The following is a 17,427-nucleotide window of genomic DNA, read 5'->3' on the forward strand; positions in this document are numbered from 1 at the left end:
ACTTCCTGAAGCTACTCCAAGTCCCCACATCGTACTGTATAGTGCCTGCCCGCGACCTTGTTGCTCAGGTGAAAAGTTTTGGAAAATCACTTTCATAGCAATTAAATGGAATAAACCAAAACTAAATGCATGAAGACATTGAGCTAGAAACTGCCCGAAATAATTGGTTGTGAGAATTCCAACCAAAAACCAGCGCAAACTAGTCAAAATTAGACACAGTGCCACTAATGAACGCCATGAAAACCGTGTGAAAAACAACTTTTGCGCTACGGCAAACATCACAATCTCAGCGATCACACCTGCTGCCCATAAACTGCCAATTTGAGTCGTGCTAAATCCTATTTCCTTTAAAAAATTACTGTAAAAGCTATAAAAAGGTGCTTGAGAAAACAGTAATATAAACTCAATCGTAAAAAATGCTGCAACAGTCGGCTTTTTTAATACAGGAATGAGTGACTCTAATTTCTTTTGTGAGCTCGGCGCATGTATAGGCTCTTTAATACTAAAAGACCATAAAAATGCAAGAAATGAAACAGCTAAAAGTAAAATCGGCAACATAGAAATTGGAATAATTTCCAACGACGCACCAATCACAAAAACACCTACAATAAAACCGACAGAGCCCCACTTCCTTACTTTTCCATATAGTTCCGCTCTTTTTTCACCCAACCAAAATAAAGTGACACCTTCAAATTGAGCCAAGATCGCATTTTGAAAAAAACTAAAGATCAGCATCAGCAAAGCAACGGATTGAAAACTGTTTGGAATCACAAAAATTGCAAACCAAATACAAGCTTCCATCCAAGTTGCAATGCGAACCAATAGCATTCGCTTACCAGACTTATCAGCGATCCATCCCCAAATTAATGGCGCAAAAAAACGCGTAATAATTGCGATAGAAGACAAAATCCCAATTTCTTGATAATTAAAGCCTTGGTCTTGTAAATACAAGTTCCAATACGGCATGAATGTTCCAACTATCGAATAGTAAAACAGATAGAAACCACCCAGTCGGGTTTGAATGTTTAAAGACTGGAACAATGCAAATGCCTTTTGCTATTTGAAGATTGAAATGAACAACTAGCATGTTCATTTTATAAGGCTCAAATTTTAACGTATTTCTGCTCAATAGATATAACAACTCCAACTGAAAAATAGACAAATAAAAAAGGACCGAAAATTCATTCAGTCCTTTTAGATGCATTATGAAATGTGCTATTTAAACATCTGGATTCAAAACCACGTTTGGTTCAGCATTGCGCAATTTACGCAACTTCACTGCATACGCAAGCATTAGACATAAAATCCATGCAGGTATCATCATCACTGCGATACGCATATCTGCTGTCAGTGACATGACCACCAAGATACCCAACATAAATACGATGCACAAATAGTTACTGAATGGATATGCAATACTTGGGAATTTAGTTGTTTCACCTTGCGCCAGCATAGCTTTACGGAATTTTAAATGTGTCCAGGAAATAACAATCCAGTTGATCACAATCGCTGCAACCACAAGCATCATCAATAAACCAAATGCTTTTTCAGGGAAAATATAATTCAAGATCACGCATAATACTGTTACGAATGCTGAAACCAATACGGCATTTGTTGGAATACCATTTTTATTGATTTTCTTTAAGAACTTCGGTGCATTACCTTGCTGAGCCAAACCCAATAACATACGGCTGCTGCAATAGCTTGTACCGTTATAAACAGACACTGCTGCAGTCAAAATAACGAAATTGAGCATCGTAGCTACGCCTTGACTATCCAATGACGCAAATACCATGACGAATGGGCTACCGCCTTCTGCCATTTGGTTCCAAGGGAATAATGCAAAAAGTACAAAAAGCGTCGCAATATAGAAAATCAGAATTCGATAGATAATTTGATTCACCGCTTTTGGCAATGTTTTATCTGGATCACGAGCTTCAGCAGCTGTGATACCGAACAATTCAATTCCACCGAATGCGAAGATAATCACAGCCATTGCCATTACTAAACCTTCAACGCCAAATGGGAAAAATCCACCCAGAGCCCAAAGGTTACTAATGCCAGCTTGAGGTCCTGCTGTACCTGTGGCTAATAAATAAGATCCAAAGCCAATCATTGCTAAAATAGCTAGAATTTTGACGATAGAGAACCAGAACTCCATTTCACCAAAAAGCTTAACATGCAATAAATTGATACCGTTAATTAAAAGGAAAAACACCAGTGCGGATGCCCATGTCGGAATCTCTGGCCACCAATATTGGATATAAAGTCCAATCGCACTTAATTCAGCCATACAAACTAAAATATTGAGTACCCAATAGTTCCATCCTGACATAAAGCCAGCAAATGAACCCCAGTACTTATAAGCAAAATGACTGAATGAACCGCTTACAGGTTCTTGTACAACCATTTCACCTAATTGTCGCATCATCAAAAAAGCGATAAATCCAGCAATTGCATACCCCAGGATGACTGATGGTCCTGCTAGCTTGATTGATTGTGAGATCCCAAGAAACAATCCTGTACCAATTGCACCACCAAGTGCAATAAGTTGGATATGCCGATTGCTTAAACCGTGTTTCAGGTTTCCTTGCTCAAGTTTTGACATATGATTATTCTCATCCTTGTCACGTAATTTTATTGTATTAAATTACGTATATCATAAATTAATCACTATTGCCTATATGAAATCGAAAAATATTTAATCTACTTTTCTCGTAAGTGCGCATCTAAGCAGAAAATCAAAGAAATAACAATAATTATGATATAAGTAATTAAATTATGTATTGCGTAATTATAATTTTTAAGTATGATGGAAGATATTCAGCAAACTTTAGTGGTTTGATTAAGACTCAAAATTCATTAAAAACACTTCTATACCTATGTTTTTAATAATATTAATCAAACTCAAATGCATTTTTTAGCTACGACATAGCAAAATTAAAGACAAGGAAAGTAGATGATGGCTCAAAAACTTACTTCATTTATTGAAATTGACCCTCAATCAGATTTCACAATTCATAATTTACCTTACGGTATTTTTAGTAAAACACCTGAGGGTGAAAAGCATGTCGGTGTAGCAATCGGTGATTGGGTACTTGATTTGGCAGAGCTTGCTGAACAAGGGCTATTAGAAATTAATGGAAAAGAAAATTATTTTAATCAACCAACTTTGAATAAGTTTATCGAATCAGGTAAAAGTTCGTGGCAATCCGTACGTAAAGCTTTACAAGCTCTTTTATCTGCTGAGAATCCATTATTACGAGATAATGCTGAACTTAAAGAACGTGTCTTAATCAAACAAGACAACGTTATTTTACATTTACCTATTCATGTACCAGGTTATACAGATTTCTACTCATCTAAAGAACATGCAACCAATGTAGGTACCATGTTCCGTGATCCTAAAAATGCACTACTACCTAATTGGAGCGAACTTCCAGTCGGTTACAATGGCCGTGCAAGCTCAGTGATTGTGAGTGGTACGGATATCGTTCGCCCTTCAGGACAAATCAAGTTACCTAATGACGAACGCCCTATTTTTTCTGCGACTCGTAAACTTGATTTCGAATTAGAAACGGCATTTATCGTCGGAAAACCTACACAGCTCGGTCAACCTATTGCAATTGAAAATGCTTGGGATCATATCTTTGGTATGGTTTTACTCAACGACTGGTCTGCACGAGATATCCAACAATGGGAATATGTGCCATTAGGACCTTTTAATGCAAAGACCTTTGCAAGTGCGATTTCACCATGGGTTGTGACGATGGAAGCTCTTGAACCGTTTAAAGTCAAAGGACCTGTTCAAGAGCCAAAACCGCTTTGCTATTTACAAGAGAATGTTGCAAATAGTTTTGACATCAAACTCAGTGTAGAAGTTCAAAGTCCCCGCTCAAAAGAAACAGACCTCATCTGTGAGACTAACTTTAAATACATGTATTGGTCGATGGCTCAACAACTTACACATCACACTATTGCAGGATGTAATGTCCAAGTTGGTGATTTGATGGGTTCTGGCACAATCTCTGGACCGACTGAAAATTCATATGGCAGTTTGCTCGAATTAACATGGAATACAACTAAACCTCTAACGCTTTCAAACGGAGAAAAACGCGGATTCCTTGAAGATGGTGATCGCGTCATCATGAAAGGTTACTGTGAGAAAGACGGCATTCGCGTTGGTTTTGGTCAAGTTGAAAATACAATATTAGCCGCACATACATTTGCGTTCGCTGAGCATGAGGCTGAACAGTATGAAACTGTATAGTTATTTTCGTAGTTCAGCAGCATTCAGAGTTCGTATTGCGTTGAACCTAAAAGGTTTGAGCTACGAGACTGAAGCGATTCATTTAGTTAAAAATGAACAACGCAGTGCTGAATATCAAGCTTTAAATCCAAGCTGTCTTGTACCTACACTTGTAGACGAAGACCAAGCATTTTTACAATCTTTGAGTATTTTGGAATATTTGGAAGAGCGCTATCCAGATACTAGCTTACTTCCAAAAAACTTAATTGAACGCGCAAAAGTTCGTGCTTTTTCACAAGCCATTGCATCGGATATTCACCCATTAAATAACTTAAAGGTTTTGAAATATTTACAAAATGAGCTTGATTTAAACGATGAACAAAAAAGTCATTGGTATAAGCACTGGATTTTAGAAGGCTTCGATAGTCTCGAAGCACAGTTGCAAGCTTCCAATGGAAAGTTCTGCTTTGGTGAGCGTCCTAGCTTTGCAGATTGCTGCTTAATACCACAAGTTTACAATGCCAAGCGTTTTAAAGTTGATCTTACGGCATTTCCAAAAATCGAATCAATTTATCAATATTGCCTGACACTACCAGCTTTTCTTCATGCTGCGCCAGAACAACAAGCAGATTGGGAATAAGGATAAAAGGAGTTTAATGATGACATTCCAAATTAAAAAAATTCATCACGTTGCTTATCGTTGTAAAGACGCAAAAGAAACCGTGGATTGGTATAAACAGATGCTCAATATGGACTTCATCCTAGCATTCGCAGAAGACCACGTCCCTTCGACTAAAGCTTTTGATCCTTATATGCATTTATTTTTGGATGCAGGACAAGGCAATGTATTAGCATTTTTTGAATTGCCTACTCAACCTGAAATGGGACGTGATGAAAACACGCCACAATGGGTTCAACATATCGCATTCGAAGTTGAAGACCAAGCAACTTTATTACGTGCTAAAGAACATTTAGAAGCAAATGGTGTCAAAGTTTTAGGTGTAACGAATCATGGTATTTTCCATTCAATTTATTTCTTTGATCCAAACGGACATCGTTTAGAGTTAACCTATAACGATGTACATGCGGATGCAAAAATTGCCCGTATCACAGAAGAAATGAAAGTCGAGATGCTTGAGGAATGGAGTCGTACCAAACGTGCGCCACTCCACACACATTTCTTACATGAGGAAGAATTAGGTGCATAAAGAAATTTGATAGGTATATTCTGATCAAACTCTGAATGACTTAATAGACATCTAATCGGTATTGAGAGAAGTGCTCAATACCGATTTTTAATGCATAAAATGAGTAAACTTAATTCATTTAATGTCATGCTATCATCTTGAAAATCAAATATGATCTACGTTCAAACCACTGTATGCTTATACAATTCTTTAATTTGAGTCATTTAAAAAGATGATTTCAATTTTGCATCATGCTCAGGCATTATTTAATCGAAATTCTGATGTATTTATACAAATTTGACCATTACTGCTAGATAAAATTTAAATGAAGGGTTGTTGAATGATTGAAGAAAAATTATCTGGTGGGGTTCAATCGCTTGAAGTCGGTTTATCCGTATTAAACGCGCTGTTAGAACATAATAAACCGATTATTTTAAAGGATTTATCAACTAAGCTTGATATGCATCCTGCTAAAGTTCACCGCTATTTAGTAAGCTTAATTCGTATGAATTATGCGAAACAGCTTGAAGATGGTCAATACGCTCTAGGCGATCAAGCATGGCGTTTAGGTTTGAGTTGCATTCAACATACTGATGTTTTGCAATTAGTTCAGCACTTGATCTATAACCTTCAAAGTAAAATTGGTTGTGGTATCCAAATCAGTAAATGGTCGCCTCAAGGACCACTGGTTGTACAGTCAATTGAATCTAACCATCCCATTTCAATTGTAACCAAAGTCGGTTCAATCATGCCATTAGTCAATTCGGCAGCGGGTCGAGTTTTTGCTTCTTATTTACCTGAAGCTGTGGTGAAACCTTTAATGGATGCAGAATGGACTAAAGCTGCACTCAACCACTATCCAATCAAACCACAAACATGGGATGATTTTTTAGTTTTGAAAGACAAAATTCTGCATCATGGAATGGCGATCGCACAAGGAGATCTACTTGTTGGGATCAATGCCGTTGGCTTACCTATTTTCAATGCTCAACGAGCGATGGAATTTTGTATTGTGGCACTAGACAGTGAAATGTTTCTACCGCTACACGAAGGCAGTGAAAAACTTGAACTGTTTAAGAATGAAGTCGCAGCAATTAATCAATTCATTCAAACTAGATAGTAAAAAAAAGCCAAGAATTTGATTCTTGGCTTTTTTGTTCATAGCAGCAAGTTACTTCGCTTCTAATACACCACGGCGAATTTGATCACGTTCAATCGATTCAAATAAAGCCTTGAAGTTACCCTCACCAAAGCCATCATCATCTTTACGTTGAATAAATTCAAAGAATACTGGCCCAAGCATATTTTGCGAGAAAATCTGAAGAAGTAGTTTCTTCTGACCGTCTTTGGTATTGCCATCGAGCAAAATACCACGCTTTTTCAACTCTTCAGTTGGCTCACCATGCTCTGGTAAGCGCTCTTTCAACATCTCGTAATACGTTTCAGGTGGAGGAGTCATGAACTCAAGACCAAGCCCTTTCAGCTTATCCCACGTAGAAAGTAAATCATCTGTAATAAATGCGATGTGTTGAATGCCTTCGCCATTAAAATCAGCGAGGAATTCAGCGATTTGACCATTTCCTTTATCTGAATCTTCATTTAAAGGGATACGAATCATACCATCTGGTGCTGTCAATGCTTTAGAAGTAAGACCTGTGTATTCGCCTTTAATATCGAAATAGCGAATCTCTTGGAAGTTGAAAATCTTTTCATAGAAATTCGCCCAATACTCCATACGTCCTTTATAAACATTATGAGTTAAATGGTCGATTTCATTGAGACCCGCACCCTTTGGATTTTTCTCAACATCATCAAAGAATACAAAATCGTTTTCGTAAATATCACGATCTACAAGGAAGATTGGCATACCACCAATTCCTTTAATCGCAGGAATATTGAGTTCCATTGGACCAGCTTGTGAATACATCGGTTCTGCACCAAGTTCGATTGCTTTCTTGAAAGCTTTCGCTGCATCACGTGTTCTGAAACCCATCGCACATGCTGATGGTCCATGCTCTTTATAAAAGAATGAAGCATAAGATTCAGGCTGATAATTCAAAATAATATTGATATTACCTTGGCGCCATAAATAAACTTTTTTAGATTTATGCTTTGCGACTTTGGAAAAGCCTATTGTTTCAAAGATTTGATCTAATCCATTTTCCGTCGAAACAAACTCAATAAAAGCAAATCCACATAGCTCTAATGGGTTATCTAAAATGTCCATCTAGTTTCCCTTATTTAGATAAATTCATCCGTTTTTAATACTGTACAACATGTTTTATTAATTTTCGGTTGCAATAACTACCTTTAACAAATCATGTGAACTATCGATCAAAGAGTTGGATAGATAGAATTCTTTTCAATCATCCATGTTCTTTTCACGGTCCTAAAACTAGCCAGAACAACACAAAATTGTTTTGGTTTTCTACGATGAATTAATGCTACAAGAAAGCTCAAATTTATGCAATACATAATTAAATTATGTTATATGTAATTAAATTGCTTTTTTCACCTCTAATAAGTGATTAAAACCATTATTAATCCTATTAAAACGCGACAATGTAGTGATACTTTTTTTCACATCAAAACATCCTTAAGAAGTTTCAAAGCGTAAAAGTTGATGGAATATTAAAACATTCTAGAGAACAATTCTCATATCTAACAATTCATTACTTGAGGTCATAATCAGTTCTTGGCATGGTTCTATTATCAAAAATGATTAAAAGGCATGATTGTTTATGGCTAGCCCAGCCCAAGCGATAAGACATAAATTACTCAATACATTCTTCTCTAGACATTCGATTTGGTTTCTTTGCATATTTATTGCACTTAGCATTACGTGGTTTAAAACAATCTACACGCCACATAGTATTTACTACTTCATTTCTGACACTTTATTAAATGGTTTGTGGCTGGTTACGAGCCTGTTAAGTGTTGTTGGATTGTATGATTTACTCCAAAAAAAACATGCCATTTTAAGAAACTACCCAATCATTGGTCATTTTCGTTTCTTTTTCGAAGATGTCCGTCCTGAAATTCGCCAATATTTTATAGAAGCGGATCAGGATGCCTTACCTTTTTCTCGTATGCAGCGAAGTTTGGTTTATCAACGTGCAAAAAATGAAAATGCTGATAAGCCCTTTGGTTCAATTATCGATGTATATGAGCCAAACTATAGATTTATTGTGCATTCGATTGCGCCGTGCCCACCTGCAGATACAGAAACATTTCGTGTACTGATTGGAAATAACCAATGTAAACAGCCATATAGTGCTTCCATCATGAATATTTCCGCTATGAGTTTTGGTAGCTTAAGCGCAAATGCCATTAGAGCTTTAAACAAAGGCGCCAAATTGGGTAACTTTTATCATGATACAGGTGAAGGCAGTCTCAGCCCTTATCATCTAGAACATGGTGGTGATATCGTTTGGCAAATTGCTAGCGGTTATTTCGGTTGTAGAACAGCGGAAGGACTTTTCGATCCTGAAAAATTTGTTCAACAAGCTAAAAATCCTAAAATCAAAATGATCGAGTTGAAACTATCTCAAGGTGCTAAGCCTGGGCATGGTGGTATATTACCCAAGCATAAAATCACAGAAGAAATTGCACAAATACGAGGAGTTTCAAGAGAACATGATTGTATCTCGCCTGCAAAGCATCCTAGTTTTAATACGCCTATTGAGATGATGCATTTCATACAAAAGTTAAGAGATTTATCAGGTGGTAAACCTGTCGGTTTTAAACTTTGTATCGGTCAACCATGGCAGTTCATGGGTATTGTTAAGGCCATGTTGGAAACTAAAATTGTTCCTGATTTTATAGTAGTTGATGGTTCAGAAGGCGGAACAGGTGCAGCACCGATTGAATTTAGTGATTATATTGGCACCCCCTTAAGAGAAGGATTGCGATTTGTTCATAATACCCTTGTAGGCGCAGGTCTACGCAGCCAAGTTAAAGTTGGTGCCAGTGGAAAAATCATTAGTGCTTTTGACATTGCAAGTACATTTGCTTTAGGTGCAGACTGGGTCAATTCTGCACGCGGTTTTATGTTCGCTGTTGGTTGTATTCAAGCTCAAAGTTGCCATACCAACCAATGTCCAGTCGGAGTTGCAACGCAAGATAAAGATCGCCAGAAGGCAATTGATGTTCCAAGTAAAGCTGAACGAGTGTTTAACTTCCACAAAAATACATTGCATGCATTATCAGAAATGATCGCTGCGGCAGGACTCAAACATCCATCAGATATCAAAGCACATCATCTCGCTCAGCGTATGAATGATCGTGAAATCAAAAATTATGCCCAGATTCATTTCTTCTTAAAAGAAAATGAATTACTACAAGCTGATTTAAACGATGATGAGAATTTCTATTATCGTATGTGGAAATTGGCTAATGCAAAAAGTTTCTAACGAAATTGAGCCACTCTTTGAGTGGCCCAAGTTTAAAAAATATGGTTTAGCGGCTAACTAATCGATATATGGCAAAAATTGGAATCATCAAAATTACAAGGAATTTTAAATAATACGTCCAACTATAAAGACTACCCTTACCCTGCCAAATTTGAACTTCTACAGATTGAAACTGAATATTCGATGCCTCCATCAATTCAGCATGAACATCGTAGTGAACACCATTACTCTGTTCACTGATGGAAAATGGATCTGAACTGGCAATTAACAGTACAGGTTCATTCATCTCATACTTATGTTTATCATCTGATTGAAAGATTTGCGGTTGATATCCATTAGAAGTTTCACTCTGGACTCCTCCTATCCACTTTAAATTGACCTCACCTTCATTTGGTGCAATACCTTTAGCAACTATCACAAACCGATAAGGATTCTTATTCGATTCCCCAAGAAAACCAATAGCAACACTTGGACGATCAAACGTATCTTTGGGTTTATTAATAACAGCTTGATTTAGCTGCTCTAGTTCACTAGATGTCAGACGCACTGAATTAACCAATGCTTCACCATATTCCCCCACCTTTGGTTCATGCGTTGTTTTACCACATGCCACCAATCCTACAAGAATAAATAAAACAGCTAGAAACTTCAAACTTGTCTGTTTAAGAAATAAATTTTTAATCATTCTTATCTACAATCTTATTAAAAAATGCCTACAGAAATATGCTTATCTAAAAACCAGCGTATCACAGGACCTTGTTGTTCTTGCGGTAGTGAAAGAATGTATTCAAAAGTCCTCACCACAACTTCACATTGTTTATTCTTATCCTCAGCAGTTTCACCTGAATTGATTAAATCTGCTTCAGCACCATAGTCTTGTCTAAGTTTATCAGCAACCTGAGACCATGCCTCTGGCGCTTGCATACGATCAACAACCGAACGCTTTCCATTATGAGTCAATATATAAGTTAATGCTTCACTAGACTGCTGCTGAGTGTTCTGACTTAATAAAGCTCTGCGTTGTTGCGGTGAAGTTTTACTATATAAAGGGAATGAAATTGGGAAACAATCGCCTTTCCGTTTGGCATCATACAGTTGTTGAAGATAAGCATTCGCCCATAAACGTTGCCCCTCATCATCTGCTTTTTTCTCTATAATTTCTCTAAGCTTCCACCACAATGTACTGCTCACGCTTGCCTCAATCTCATTTACATTTACGACACCATTTGCCGTTTGTTGTATAGATTCATAATCTTTGCTGGCATATTGTTTGAGTGGTTGCAACAAAACGATTTGGTCTAGAATATTCTGTCGTTGCGCAATTGGATTATTTGCATCTTGAGTATTTGCAGGTAGCTCCTGATGAGAGCAACGATTAAGCATAAAAAAAATTATAAAAATAAACCCTATAACAATAAAAACAACTTTCATTGCATATCCCCATATTCTTAGTATCAAAAAATTTGTTGCTAAATATTTAAGTTCGCTTGAATGGACACGTTGAACTTTTTTGGGTGAGTAATGTGTTTGTGATTGCATTACAACTCATATAGATACTACCTTCAGCCGTACATATTCTTGCTGCATACATCTGCCGACTATTCTCGATGATCTGCATCTGTCTACCAGCATAACGCGCTAAGCGTTGTAAGGTCTCTATTCGCTGTTTACATTCAGGAAATTGCACAATGCCTCGTTGAAACTCAGAAGACTGATCTATAGCTACCTTAGTTTTATTTAGTGCAGAATCTTGAGTGTAGGCATTTCTTTCATTCTCAGTTGTGCGTTGCCGCTGAAGCTCGCTCTTTCTACAATCATGCTCAAAGCCATTTGAAATCGAGCCCATACACGCAGTTTTTTGAGTAGTTTTCGCAGCACAAGGATGACTTTGATAAGTTGTGCCCTGTGGAGAAACACACTTGTATAGATCTTGAGCAAAAACAGACGTAGAAAAACATAAAAGAATAGAGCTAAAGAAGCTCCAAGATGCACCCCTTATCATGCACACCCCTATGATTTAAATTTTCATTTTTTATATTGTTAAAAATTGTATCATCTAAATCATTGGTAAAAAAGAAATATTAGTAATAATAATGATTTGGCTTAGCATGTAAAAAAGCTGGAATTAAACCTGTTAGTGCAGCACGAATATCTGCACGTTCATTGATTAATTGATGTGAACCTTCTTCTAGCATCAACAAGGTTTGTAGTCTAAATTTACGACGTATATATTCAATGTTATAGCGCCAATCTACAGTTTGATCGAGCGCACCCTGTGCTAGCCAAACAGGAATACGACAAGCTGGACGTTGTTCCATTTCCAACATCCATTTCGACATCGCAAGAATCCAATCCATTCCCATCATTCTTGGTTGCAATGGATCTTTTAAACGCACAAATCGCAAAAATTCAGGATTATGATTATTGCGACGGAAGTGTCGAGGGACTTGGCTTTTTATACGGCGTATAATCCCTAACCCAACAGAGTTATGCCACCAAGCCGTTTTCGCTGGACGTATTAATGGTGATAATAACAATACACGATCAACTATTGGATCTTCACGTCGCTCGGCAAATTCTAATAGATGATGCATCCATATTGCACCGCCAGTACTTTGCCCGATTCCCAACCACGGACGTGGCAATTGTTTTGCATGATGAACTGCGTCATAAACAGCATTAAGAACCTGTTGGTAATGATCAAAGTTCTGAATACTAGCAGGTGAACCATTACTTAAACCGTGACCAGGAAGATCATAGGTAATTACACTAAATCCTTGATCCAAGATTTCTTTGATAATCGGTTGGTAAATCCCACTATGTTCCAGATAACCATGTAATAAACACACAGTACCCTGAATTTTTTCTATTTTGGGTTGAAAGACCTGTACATGTAAACGAAACAATCGCATTTCTACATAGCCTTGCCAATGCTCACACTCCAACAAATGCAAACCATACAGCTTACGATATGCTTGTAATGGCTTAGTTGGTTCAAAACTTACTGTCAAATCTAGTGGTTCAAGAACCTGAGGAGTGGTTTCTCGATTTGGAATAGGTAAATCAAGTTGCTTTAAGATCGTGGGATTTAGAAATGGAATATTTGACATTATGGTATCTCCCGACAATCACTAGAGCCAAACAACATATCACGAATTGTAGCTAACATCTCATAGTTTGCTCGTCGACTATGATCATAATTTTGCTCACTAGGACGCCATTTCGTTAATTGCGTCGGCATAGGCGCAATCACTGGAACAGTCTCAATACCATTTAATGCAAATAAACGACGTGTGCGAGGCATGTGGTATTCATCCGTGATCAAAAGTACCGTTGGTGCCCCGCCTTTTTTTTGTAATAACAAAGAACTAAACCGAGAGTTTTCGCAGGTATTCATACTTCTTTTTTCAAGTAATTTTGCTTCAATGCCTCGTTCATTTAACCAAGCTTGCATATACGGTGCTTCAACACCACTCAGCACAATCGGCAAATCATATTTTTTCTCTATTTCTAATGTCTTTTCCAAGCGCAAACGTGTGTAATTATTTACCACAATATCTTTACCATTTGCGCCTAGTGTCAATCCACCACCCAATACAACAATCGCATAAGGCTCAGAGCTATTTCTTGAAGTCTTTGTCTCAACCTTATTTTTTTTCAACTCGAGAAAATCTGTATTTGTTTGCTCAGCTGAATCATCAGAAGCAGATAAATCAATAGGATAGCTTTGTAAAAAGTCTAAATACTTTTCCATTTGTATTTTGGTATTGGCTGTATCAGATTGCAAAAAATCGAAAGGTGTACTTGCTGCACTTGCAGAACTTTCTTGTTCTTGAACCGATGATGCTGCCTGAGCTAACAGAGGAATTTCCTGCTTGGGTTCTTCAGCATTTTCTTTTTCTTGCTCTTCTAATATTAACTGTTGCAACACTTTATAACGAGCTTGGATCAGCCCCAAATCCTCAGGTTTTTCTGATTGAAAGGTCTTTTCCATAAGCTTTAAATAAGCTTGTCTTGCAATCCATAGATCTGAACCAGGCTCTAAAGTTTCATGCTCACTCAACGCAGCAGATTTTTGGCTTTGTGCTGCAACTTGATTAACTTCTACAGGAACAAAGTAATTTAATCCTTTGACAATTAACTGAGAATAAAATGGTGAATATAAAAAAAGTACAAAACAGCCTAATAGTACAAAAAGTATTGTAAATACTCGTACTAAACTCACCATCCAATGTACTTTCGCCATATTCTCCTCATTCACCGTGTGGTTGAATCAAACCTTGCTCGTCATACAGCACTGGTTCAGGTTCTAAACTTATACTGAATTTTTGCTTTACGTCATGTTGCACGGCTTTATATGTATTTTTCACATCAGTCAAAGTTGCATCAGCATAATTGACTAAAACTAAGGCTTGTTTGTGAAACATTCCAACAGAACCTAATTGTTTACCTTTCCAACCTGTTTGATCGATCAACCATCCAGCGGCAACTTTAACACTACCATTTGCTTGTGGATAATGAGGAATGTTTGGAAATTGTTGTGCAATTTTGTCAAAGCTCATTTGACTGAGAACAGGATTCTTAAAAAAGCTCCCCACATTTGGATACTCTTTAGGATCAGGCAACTTACTTTGTCGAATCAAGATAACTTGCTTTTGCAAGTTTTCAGCGCTTTGTTCATCACCAACAGCTTGTTTTAGATCACCATAATTCAGTTTTAAATCAGCTTGCTTCAATAGCTTAAAGGTGACAGCAACGATGATATAACGATTCGGAAAATCTTTAAAAATACTATGTCGATATGCGAATTTACAATCTTCAGAGGAAATAAAGGTAAATTGCCCTAACTCACGATCATAGACTTGAACAGACTCAATAAATTCACCAACTTCAACACCATAAGCACCAATATTTTGTACAGGTGAGGCCCCAACTAACCCAGGAATTAATGCAAGATTTTGTAAACCAAACCATTGCTGCTTTGTTGTATATAAAACGAAATCATGCCAAGACTGCCCTGCACCAACATTTACAGTAACTGTGTGATTATCTTCACGAACAACCTCAACACCTTGAATATTTAAGTGCAGTACAAGAGCTTGAATATACTGAGGCAACAACATATTGCTCCCTCCAGATAACACTAAAACATTGAGATTATTCTGTTTAGCAAAATCTAAAGCTTCAACGACTTCGTTGGCATGATTGATTTGCACATAGTGTGATGCTGTAGAATCTAAGTTCAGGGTATTCAATGATTTAAGCTGTATGTGCTCTTGTATATGCATATTGTGTTGAATCCTATTACCCTGCACTGATTTGATTTTTTAAAATATTGACCCAAGCCAAACTACTTGATTCGCACTGATTAAGTACGCGATCAAAGCCTTCCGCTCCCCCATAATAAGGATCAGGTATAGCTTGCCGTGTAAATTCAGGATCATGCTCACTCATTAATGCAATTTTTGAACGTACTTGATTAGAACCAAACTGATAAATTGCCTGAGTCTTCAAATGTTGCACATCTTTGAAATTCTCATGATCCATTGCCAAGATCAAATCGAAATCAAGAAAATCATTCAATGTGATTTGTCTAGCACGTATAGTCGATAGATCGTAACCGCGTTTACTTGCATGCTGTTGGCTGCGTAAATCTGGCGCTTTATTTGGATGGTAATTGCTAGTTCCAGCAGAATCGACAATCACATCTAAACCATGCACATCACAATAATGTCTGAGAATCGCTTCTGCTGTTGGAGAACGGCAAATATTTCCTAAACAGACACACAACACCTTATATGGCGTTTTGGATGGCATAATCACCTCATTTGTACACTTTAACAAGCGTCTTATGTTAATTTATTTAAGTCCTGAAACCTATAGCCACCACATATAAAAATGTTGTATTTATTATGAAAAAATAAGGATATATGTATGAACCATTTCCAATTTCAAACTGTCCCAAACATCATTGCAGGGCTAGGTTCAATACAAGAGCTAAAAAATGTTCTATCTCAACATCAGTACCATAAAGTTTTATTGGTTACTGATGCTGGCATGTTACAGCATAAACTTCATTTACCGATATTAACCATTTTAGATCAACTTGTTCTGGACTTTGTCATCTATTCAGATATTCAAGCAGATCCCCCTGAACATATCGTGTTAGAAGCTGTGGATTTTGCTCGACAAGAAAAAGTAGATGTTGTAATCGGATTTGGTGGCGGTAGCTCCATGGATGTCGCAAAAATCATCGCTTTACTTGCACATCCGAATCAACAACAAAATTTAGGTGAGATATATGGTATTAACCAAGCAAAATCACCACGTTTAGCACTTATTCTTGTACCTACCACTGCTGGAACAGGTTCTGAAATCACACCTATTTCTATTGTGACCACTGGCGCTACTACAAAAATGGGCGTTGTTTCCCCAATCCTATACGCAGATGTTGCTATCCTGGATGCAACATTCACTCAAGGTCTACCTGCACACATCACAGCGGCGACGGGTATCGATGCAATGGTACATGCGATAGAGGCTTATACATCAAATATCAAGAAAAACTTCTACGCAGATATGCTGGCAAAGAACGCATTAAAACTCCTCAATCAAAATTTAGCCAAAGTTCTAAAAGATGGTTCAGATATGGAAGCACGCCAAAACATGTTGGTTGGCTCAATGCTTGCTGGACAAGCATTTGCAAACGCACCAGTCGGTGCAGTTCATGCACTTGCCTACCCATTGGGTGGACATTTTCATTTATCACATGGGCATACAAATGCTTTAGTTTTAGTTGAAGTACTTAAATTCAATGCACCTAATGCGAAGCAACACTATGCTGAATTAATGCAATTGCTCGACCCTCGCAGTACAGGTTGTACGGATGGCCTATGTGATCTGTTTATCGATCATATGCAAAACCATCTTGACCAAAGCGGTTTAACTTTAAAACTTAATGAATTGAACATTCCAGAAGCTAAACTTCCACAACTTGCCAAGGATGCGATGCTTCAAACAAGACTCTTGCAGAACAATCCAAGAGAAATGACTGAACAAGATGCACTCAATATTTATCAGGCGATTTATGCATGAGCAAACCGACTTTAAAACGACGTGACCAATTCAAGTTCTTTTTCCCAATACAAACCCGTTGGGCGGACAATGATATTTATGGACACGTCAATAACGTGACTTATTACAGTTATTTTGACACCGCTGCCAATTCATTACTGATCCAAAAAACAGGATTCGATATCCATAATAGTGAAATCATTGGTTTGGTTGTGGATTCAGCCTGTAGCTTTCAACAGGAACTTTCTTTCCCAGAAATGATTGAAGTCGGTGTTGCGATTGGCAAAATTGGGAATTCATCGCTCAGATATGAACTCGCAATTTTTAAACAAAATCAGGATGAAGCAGCAGCCCAAGGACATTTTGTGCACGTATTCGTTGACCGTAAAAGCAGAAAAAGTACGGCTATTTCAGTAGAAATGAGAAACGTACTTGAACAATATCAACTTATTAGTTAGGGTCTGTTGACATTTACTGTTCATAATTAAACCTATAAAGGTAGCCA

General features: G+C 37.4%; 17 protein-coding genes. 7 read left to right on the top strand and 10 right to left on the bottom strand.

The window, feature by feature from the left end; genetic code table 11:
- Together A2003_RS02220 and A2003_RS02225 are read right to left on the bottom strand one after the other, a co-directional pair.
- Positions 1-1,041: MFS transporter (locus A2003_RS02220; protein WP_286686748.1), on the bottom strand; the 1,041-nt coding region annotated here is incomplete at its 3' end.
- Positions 1,042-1,219: 178 nt separating this feature from the next.
- Positions 1,220-2,608: an amino acid permease gene (locus A2003_RS02225; protein ID WP_004954630.1), complete on the bottom strand. Its 1,389-nt coding sequence runs from the start codon at positions 2,606-2,608 to the stop codon at positions 1,220-1,222.
- 354 nt (positions 2,609-2,962) lie between these two features.
- On the opposite strand from A2003_RS02225, the gene fahA reads away from it, so the two are divergent.
- The 4 genes from fahA to A2003_RS02245 all read left to right on the top strand — a co-directional run bounded on the left by fahA (position 2,963) and on the right by A2003_RS02245 (position 6,556).
- On the top strand, positions 2,963-4,270 hold the full coding sequence (gene fahA / locus A2003_RS02230) for a fumarylacetoacetase (RefSeq protein WP_112987241.1): 1,308 nt from the start codon (positions 2,963-2,965) through the stop codon (positions 4,268-4,270).
- Positions 4,257-4,889 carry a maleylacetoacetate isomerase gene (gene maiA, locus A2003_RS02235; RefSeq protein WP_112987235.1) on the top strand — a complete coding sequence of 211 codons (633 nt, stop codon included), beginning with the start codon at positions 4,257-4,259 and terminating at the stop codon, positions 4,887-4,889. Before fahA ends, maiA begins: the two co-directional genes overlap by 14 nt.
- A gap of 19 nt (positions 4,890-4,908) precedes the next feature.
- A complete protein-coding gene (locus tag A2003_RS02240; protein WP_112987236.1) occupies positions 4,909-5,457 on the top strand; it encodes a VOC family protein in 549 nt (182 codons plus the stop codon).
- 319 nt (positions 5,458-5,776) lie between these two features.
- A complete protein-coding gene (locus tag A2003_RS02245) occupies positions 5,777-6,556 on the top strand; it encodes an IclR family transcriptional regulator (RefSeq protein WP_112987237.1) in 780 nt (259 codons plus the stop codon).
- 51 nt (positions 6,557-6,607) lie between these two features.
- Here the strand turns inward: A2003_RS02245 and hppD are convergent, their stop codons facing one another.
- Positions 6,608-7,663, bottom strand: a complete 1,056-nt coding sequence (gene hppD / locus A2003_RS02250) for a 4-hydroxyphenylpyruvate dioxygenase (protein ID WP_004954650.1) — start codon at positions 7,661-7,663, stop codon at positions 6,608-6,610.
- A gap of 514 nt (positions 7,664-8,177) precedes the next feature.
- Here hppD and A2003_RS02255 point away from each other — a divergent pair.
- Positions 8,178-9,848 (top strand): FMN-binding glutamate synthase family protein, encoded by a 1,671-nt coding sequence (locus tag A2003_RS02255; RefSeq protein ID WP_075696435.1) that lies wholly within the window; start codon positions 8,178-8,180, stop codon positions 9,846-9,848.
- A gap of 46 nt (positions 9,849-9,894) precedes the next feature.
- Here the strand turns inward: A2003_RS02255 and A2003_RS02260 are convergent, their stop codons facing one another.
- From A2003_RS02260 to A2003_RS02290, 7 genes are all read right to left on the bottom strand, one after another.
- The gene (locus tag A2003_RS02260) at positions 9,895-10,533 is read right to left on the bottom strand and encodes a hypothetical protein (protein ID WP_039047864.1); all 639 of its coding nucleotides are present in this window, start codon (positions 10,531-10,533) and stop codon (positions 9,895-9,897) included.
- A gap of 17 nt (positions 10,534-10,550) precedes the next feature.
- Positions 10,551-11,279: a hypothetical protein gene (locus tag A2003_RS02265; protein ID WP_039908023.1), complete on the bottom strand. Its 729-nt coding sequence runs from the start codon at positions 11,277-11,279 to the stop codon at positions 10,551-10,553.
- A 46-nt stretch (positions 11,280-11,325) separates the two neighbouring features.
- Positions 11,326-11,850 (bottom strand): DUF4124 domain-containing protein, encoded by a 525-nt coding sequence (locus A2003_RS02270; RefSeq protein ID WP_286686749.1) that lies wholly within the window; start codon positions 11,848-11,850, stop codon positions 11,326-11,328.
- A gap of 79 nt (positions 11,851-11,929) precedes the next feature.
- The gene (locus A2003_RS02275) at positions 11,930-12,958 is read right to left on the bottom strand and encodes an alpha/beta hydrolase (protein ID WP_004915480.1); all 1,029 of its coding nucleotides are present in this window, start codon (positions 12,956-12,958) and stop codon (positions 11,930-11,932) included.
- A complete protein-coding gene (locus A2003_RS02280) occupies positions 12,958-14,094 on the bottom strand; it encodes a YdcF family protein (protein ID WP_112987238.1) in 1,137 nt (378 codons plus the stop codon). Before A2003_RS02280 ends, A2003_RS02275 begins: the two co-directional genes overlap by 1 nt.
- 7 nt (positions 14,095-14,101) lie before the next feature.
- On the bottom strand, positions 14,102-15,148 hold the full coding sequence (gene murB, locus A2003_RS02285) for a UDP-N-acetylmuramate dehydrogenase (RefSeq protein ID WP_262578204.1): 1,047 nt from the start codon (positions 15,146-15,148) through the stop codon (positions 14,102-14,104).
- Positions 15,149-15,152: 4 nt separating this feature from the next.
- A complete protein-coding gene (locus A2003_RS02290; protein ID WP_075696433.1) occupies positions 15,153-15,665 on the bottom strand; it encodes a low molecular weight protein-tyrosine-phosphatase in 513 nt (170 codons plus the stop codon).
- A gap of 117 nt (positions 15,666-15,782) precedes the next feature.
- Between A2003_RS02290 and A2003_RS02295 the strand changes: the two genes are divergently transcribed.
- Together A2003_RS02295 and A2003_RS02300 are read left to right on the top strand one after the other, a co-directional pair.
- Positions 15,783-16,943 (top strand): iron-containing alcohol dehydrogenase, encoded by a 1,161-nt coding sequence (locus A2003_RS02295; protein ID WP_112987239.1) that lies wholly within the window; start codon positions 15,783-15,785, stop codon positions 16,941-16,943.
- Positions 16,940-17,380, top strand: a complete 441-nt coding sequence (locus tag A2003_RS02300; protein WP_112987240.1) for an acyl-CoA thioesterase — start codon at positions 16,940-16,942, stop codon at positions 17,378-17,380. The genes A2003_RS02295 and A2003_RS02300 overlap by 4 nt, the downstream gene beginning before the upstream one ends.
- Positions 17,381-17,427 lie beyond the last annotated feature (47 nt).

The organism is Acinetobacter sp. GWC1_38_13, from assembly GCF_001767535.1.
GTDB lineage: Bacteria > Pseudomonadota > Gammaproteobacteria > Pseudomonadales > Moraxellaceae > Acinetobacter > Acinetobacter junii.

What these genes read in the sequence shown, in the direction of transcription:
- A2003_RS02270 (WP_286686749.1), bottom strand. Translation starts at nt 11,850, where the DNA reads ATGATAAGGGGTGCATCTTGGAGCTTCTTTAGCTCTATTCTTTTATGT.
- A2003_RS02255 (WP_075696435.1), top strand. Translation starts at nt 8,178, where the DNA reads ATGGCTAGCCCAGCCCAAGCGATAAGACATAAATTACTCAATACATTC.
- A2003_RS02275 (WP_004915480.1), bottom strand. Translation starts at nt 12,958, where the DNA reads ATGTCAAATATTCCATTTCTAAATCCCACGATCTTAAAGCAACTTGAT.
- A2003_RS02290 (WP_075696433.1), bottom strand. Translation starts at nt 15,665, where the DNA reads ATGCCATCCAAAACGCCATATAAGGTGTTGTGTGTCTGTTTAGGAAAT.
- fahA (WP_112987241.1), top strand. Translation starts at nt 2,963, where the DNA reads ATGGCTCAAAAACTTACTTCATTTATTGAAATTGACCCTCAATCAGAT.
- A2003_RS02245 (WP_112987237.1), top strand. Translation starts at nt 5,777, where the DNA reads ATGATTGAAGAAAAATTATCTGGTGGGGTTCAATCGCTTGAAGTCGGT.
- A2003_RS02225 (WP_004954630.1), bottom strand. Translation starts at nt 2,608, where the DNA reads ATGTCAAAACTTGAGCAAGGAAACCTGAAACACGGTTTAAGCAATCGG.
- A2003_RS02300 (WP_112987240.1), top strand. Translation starts at nt 16,940, where the DNA reads ATGAGCAAACCGACTTTAAAACGACGTGACCAATTCAAGTTCTTTTTC.
- A2003_RS02265 (WP_039908023.1), bottom strand. Translation starts at nt 11,279, where the DNA reads ATGAAAGTTGTTTTTATTGTTATAGGGTTTATTTTTATAATTTTTTTT.
- hppD (WP_004954650.1), bottom strand. Translation starts at nt 7,663, where the DNA reads ATGGACATTTTAGATAACCCATTAGAGCTATGTGGATTTGCTTTTATT.
- A2003_RS02280 (WP_112987238.1), bottom strand. Translation starts at nt 14,094, where the DNA reads ATGGCGAAAGTACATTGGATGGTGAGTTTAGTACGAGTATTTACAATA.
- maiA (WP_112987235.1), top strand. Translation starts at nt 4,257, where the DNA reads ATGAAACTGTATAGTTATTTTCGTAGTTCAGCAGCATTCAGAGTTCGT.
- A2003_RS02260 (WP_039047864.1), bottom strand. Translation starts at nt 10,533, where the DNA reads ATGATTAAAAATTTATTTCTTAAACAGACAAGTTTGAAGTTTCTAGCT.
- A2003_RS02240 (WP_112987236.1), top strand. Translation starts at nt 4,909, where the DNA reads ATGACATTCCAAATTAAAAAAATTCATCACGTTGCTTATCGTTGTAAA.
- A2003_RS02295 (WP_112987239.1), top strand. Translation starts at nt 15,783, where the DNA reads ATGAACCATTTCCAATTTCAAACTGTCCCAAACATCATTGCAGGGCTA.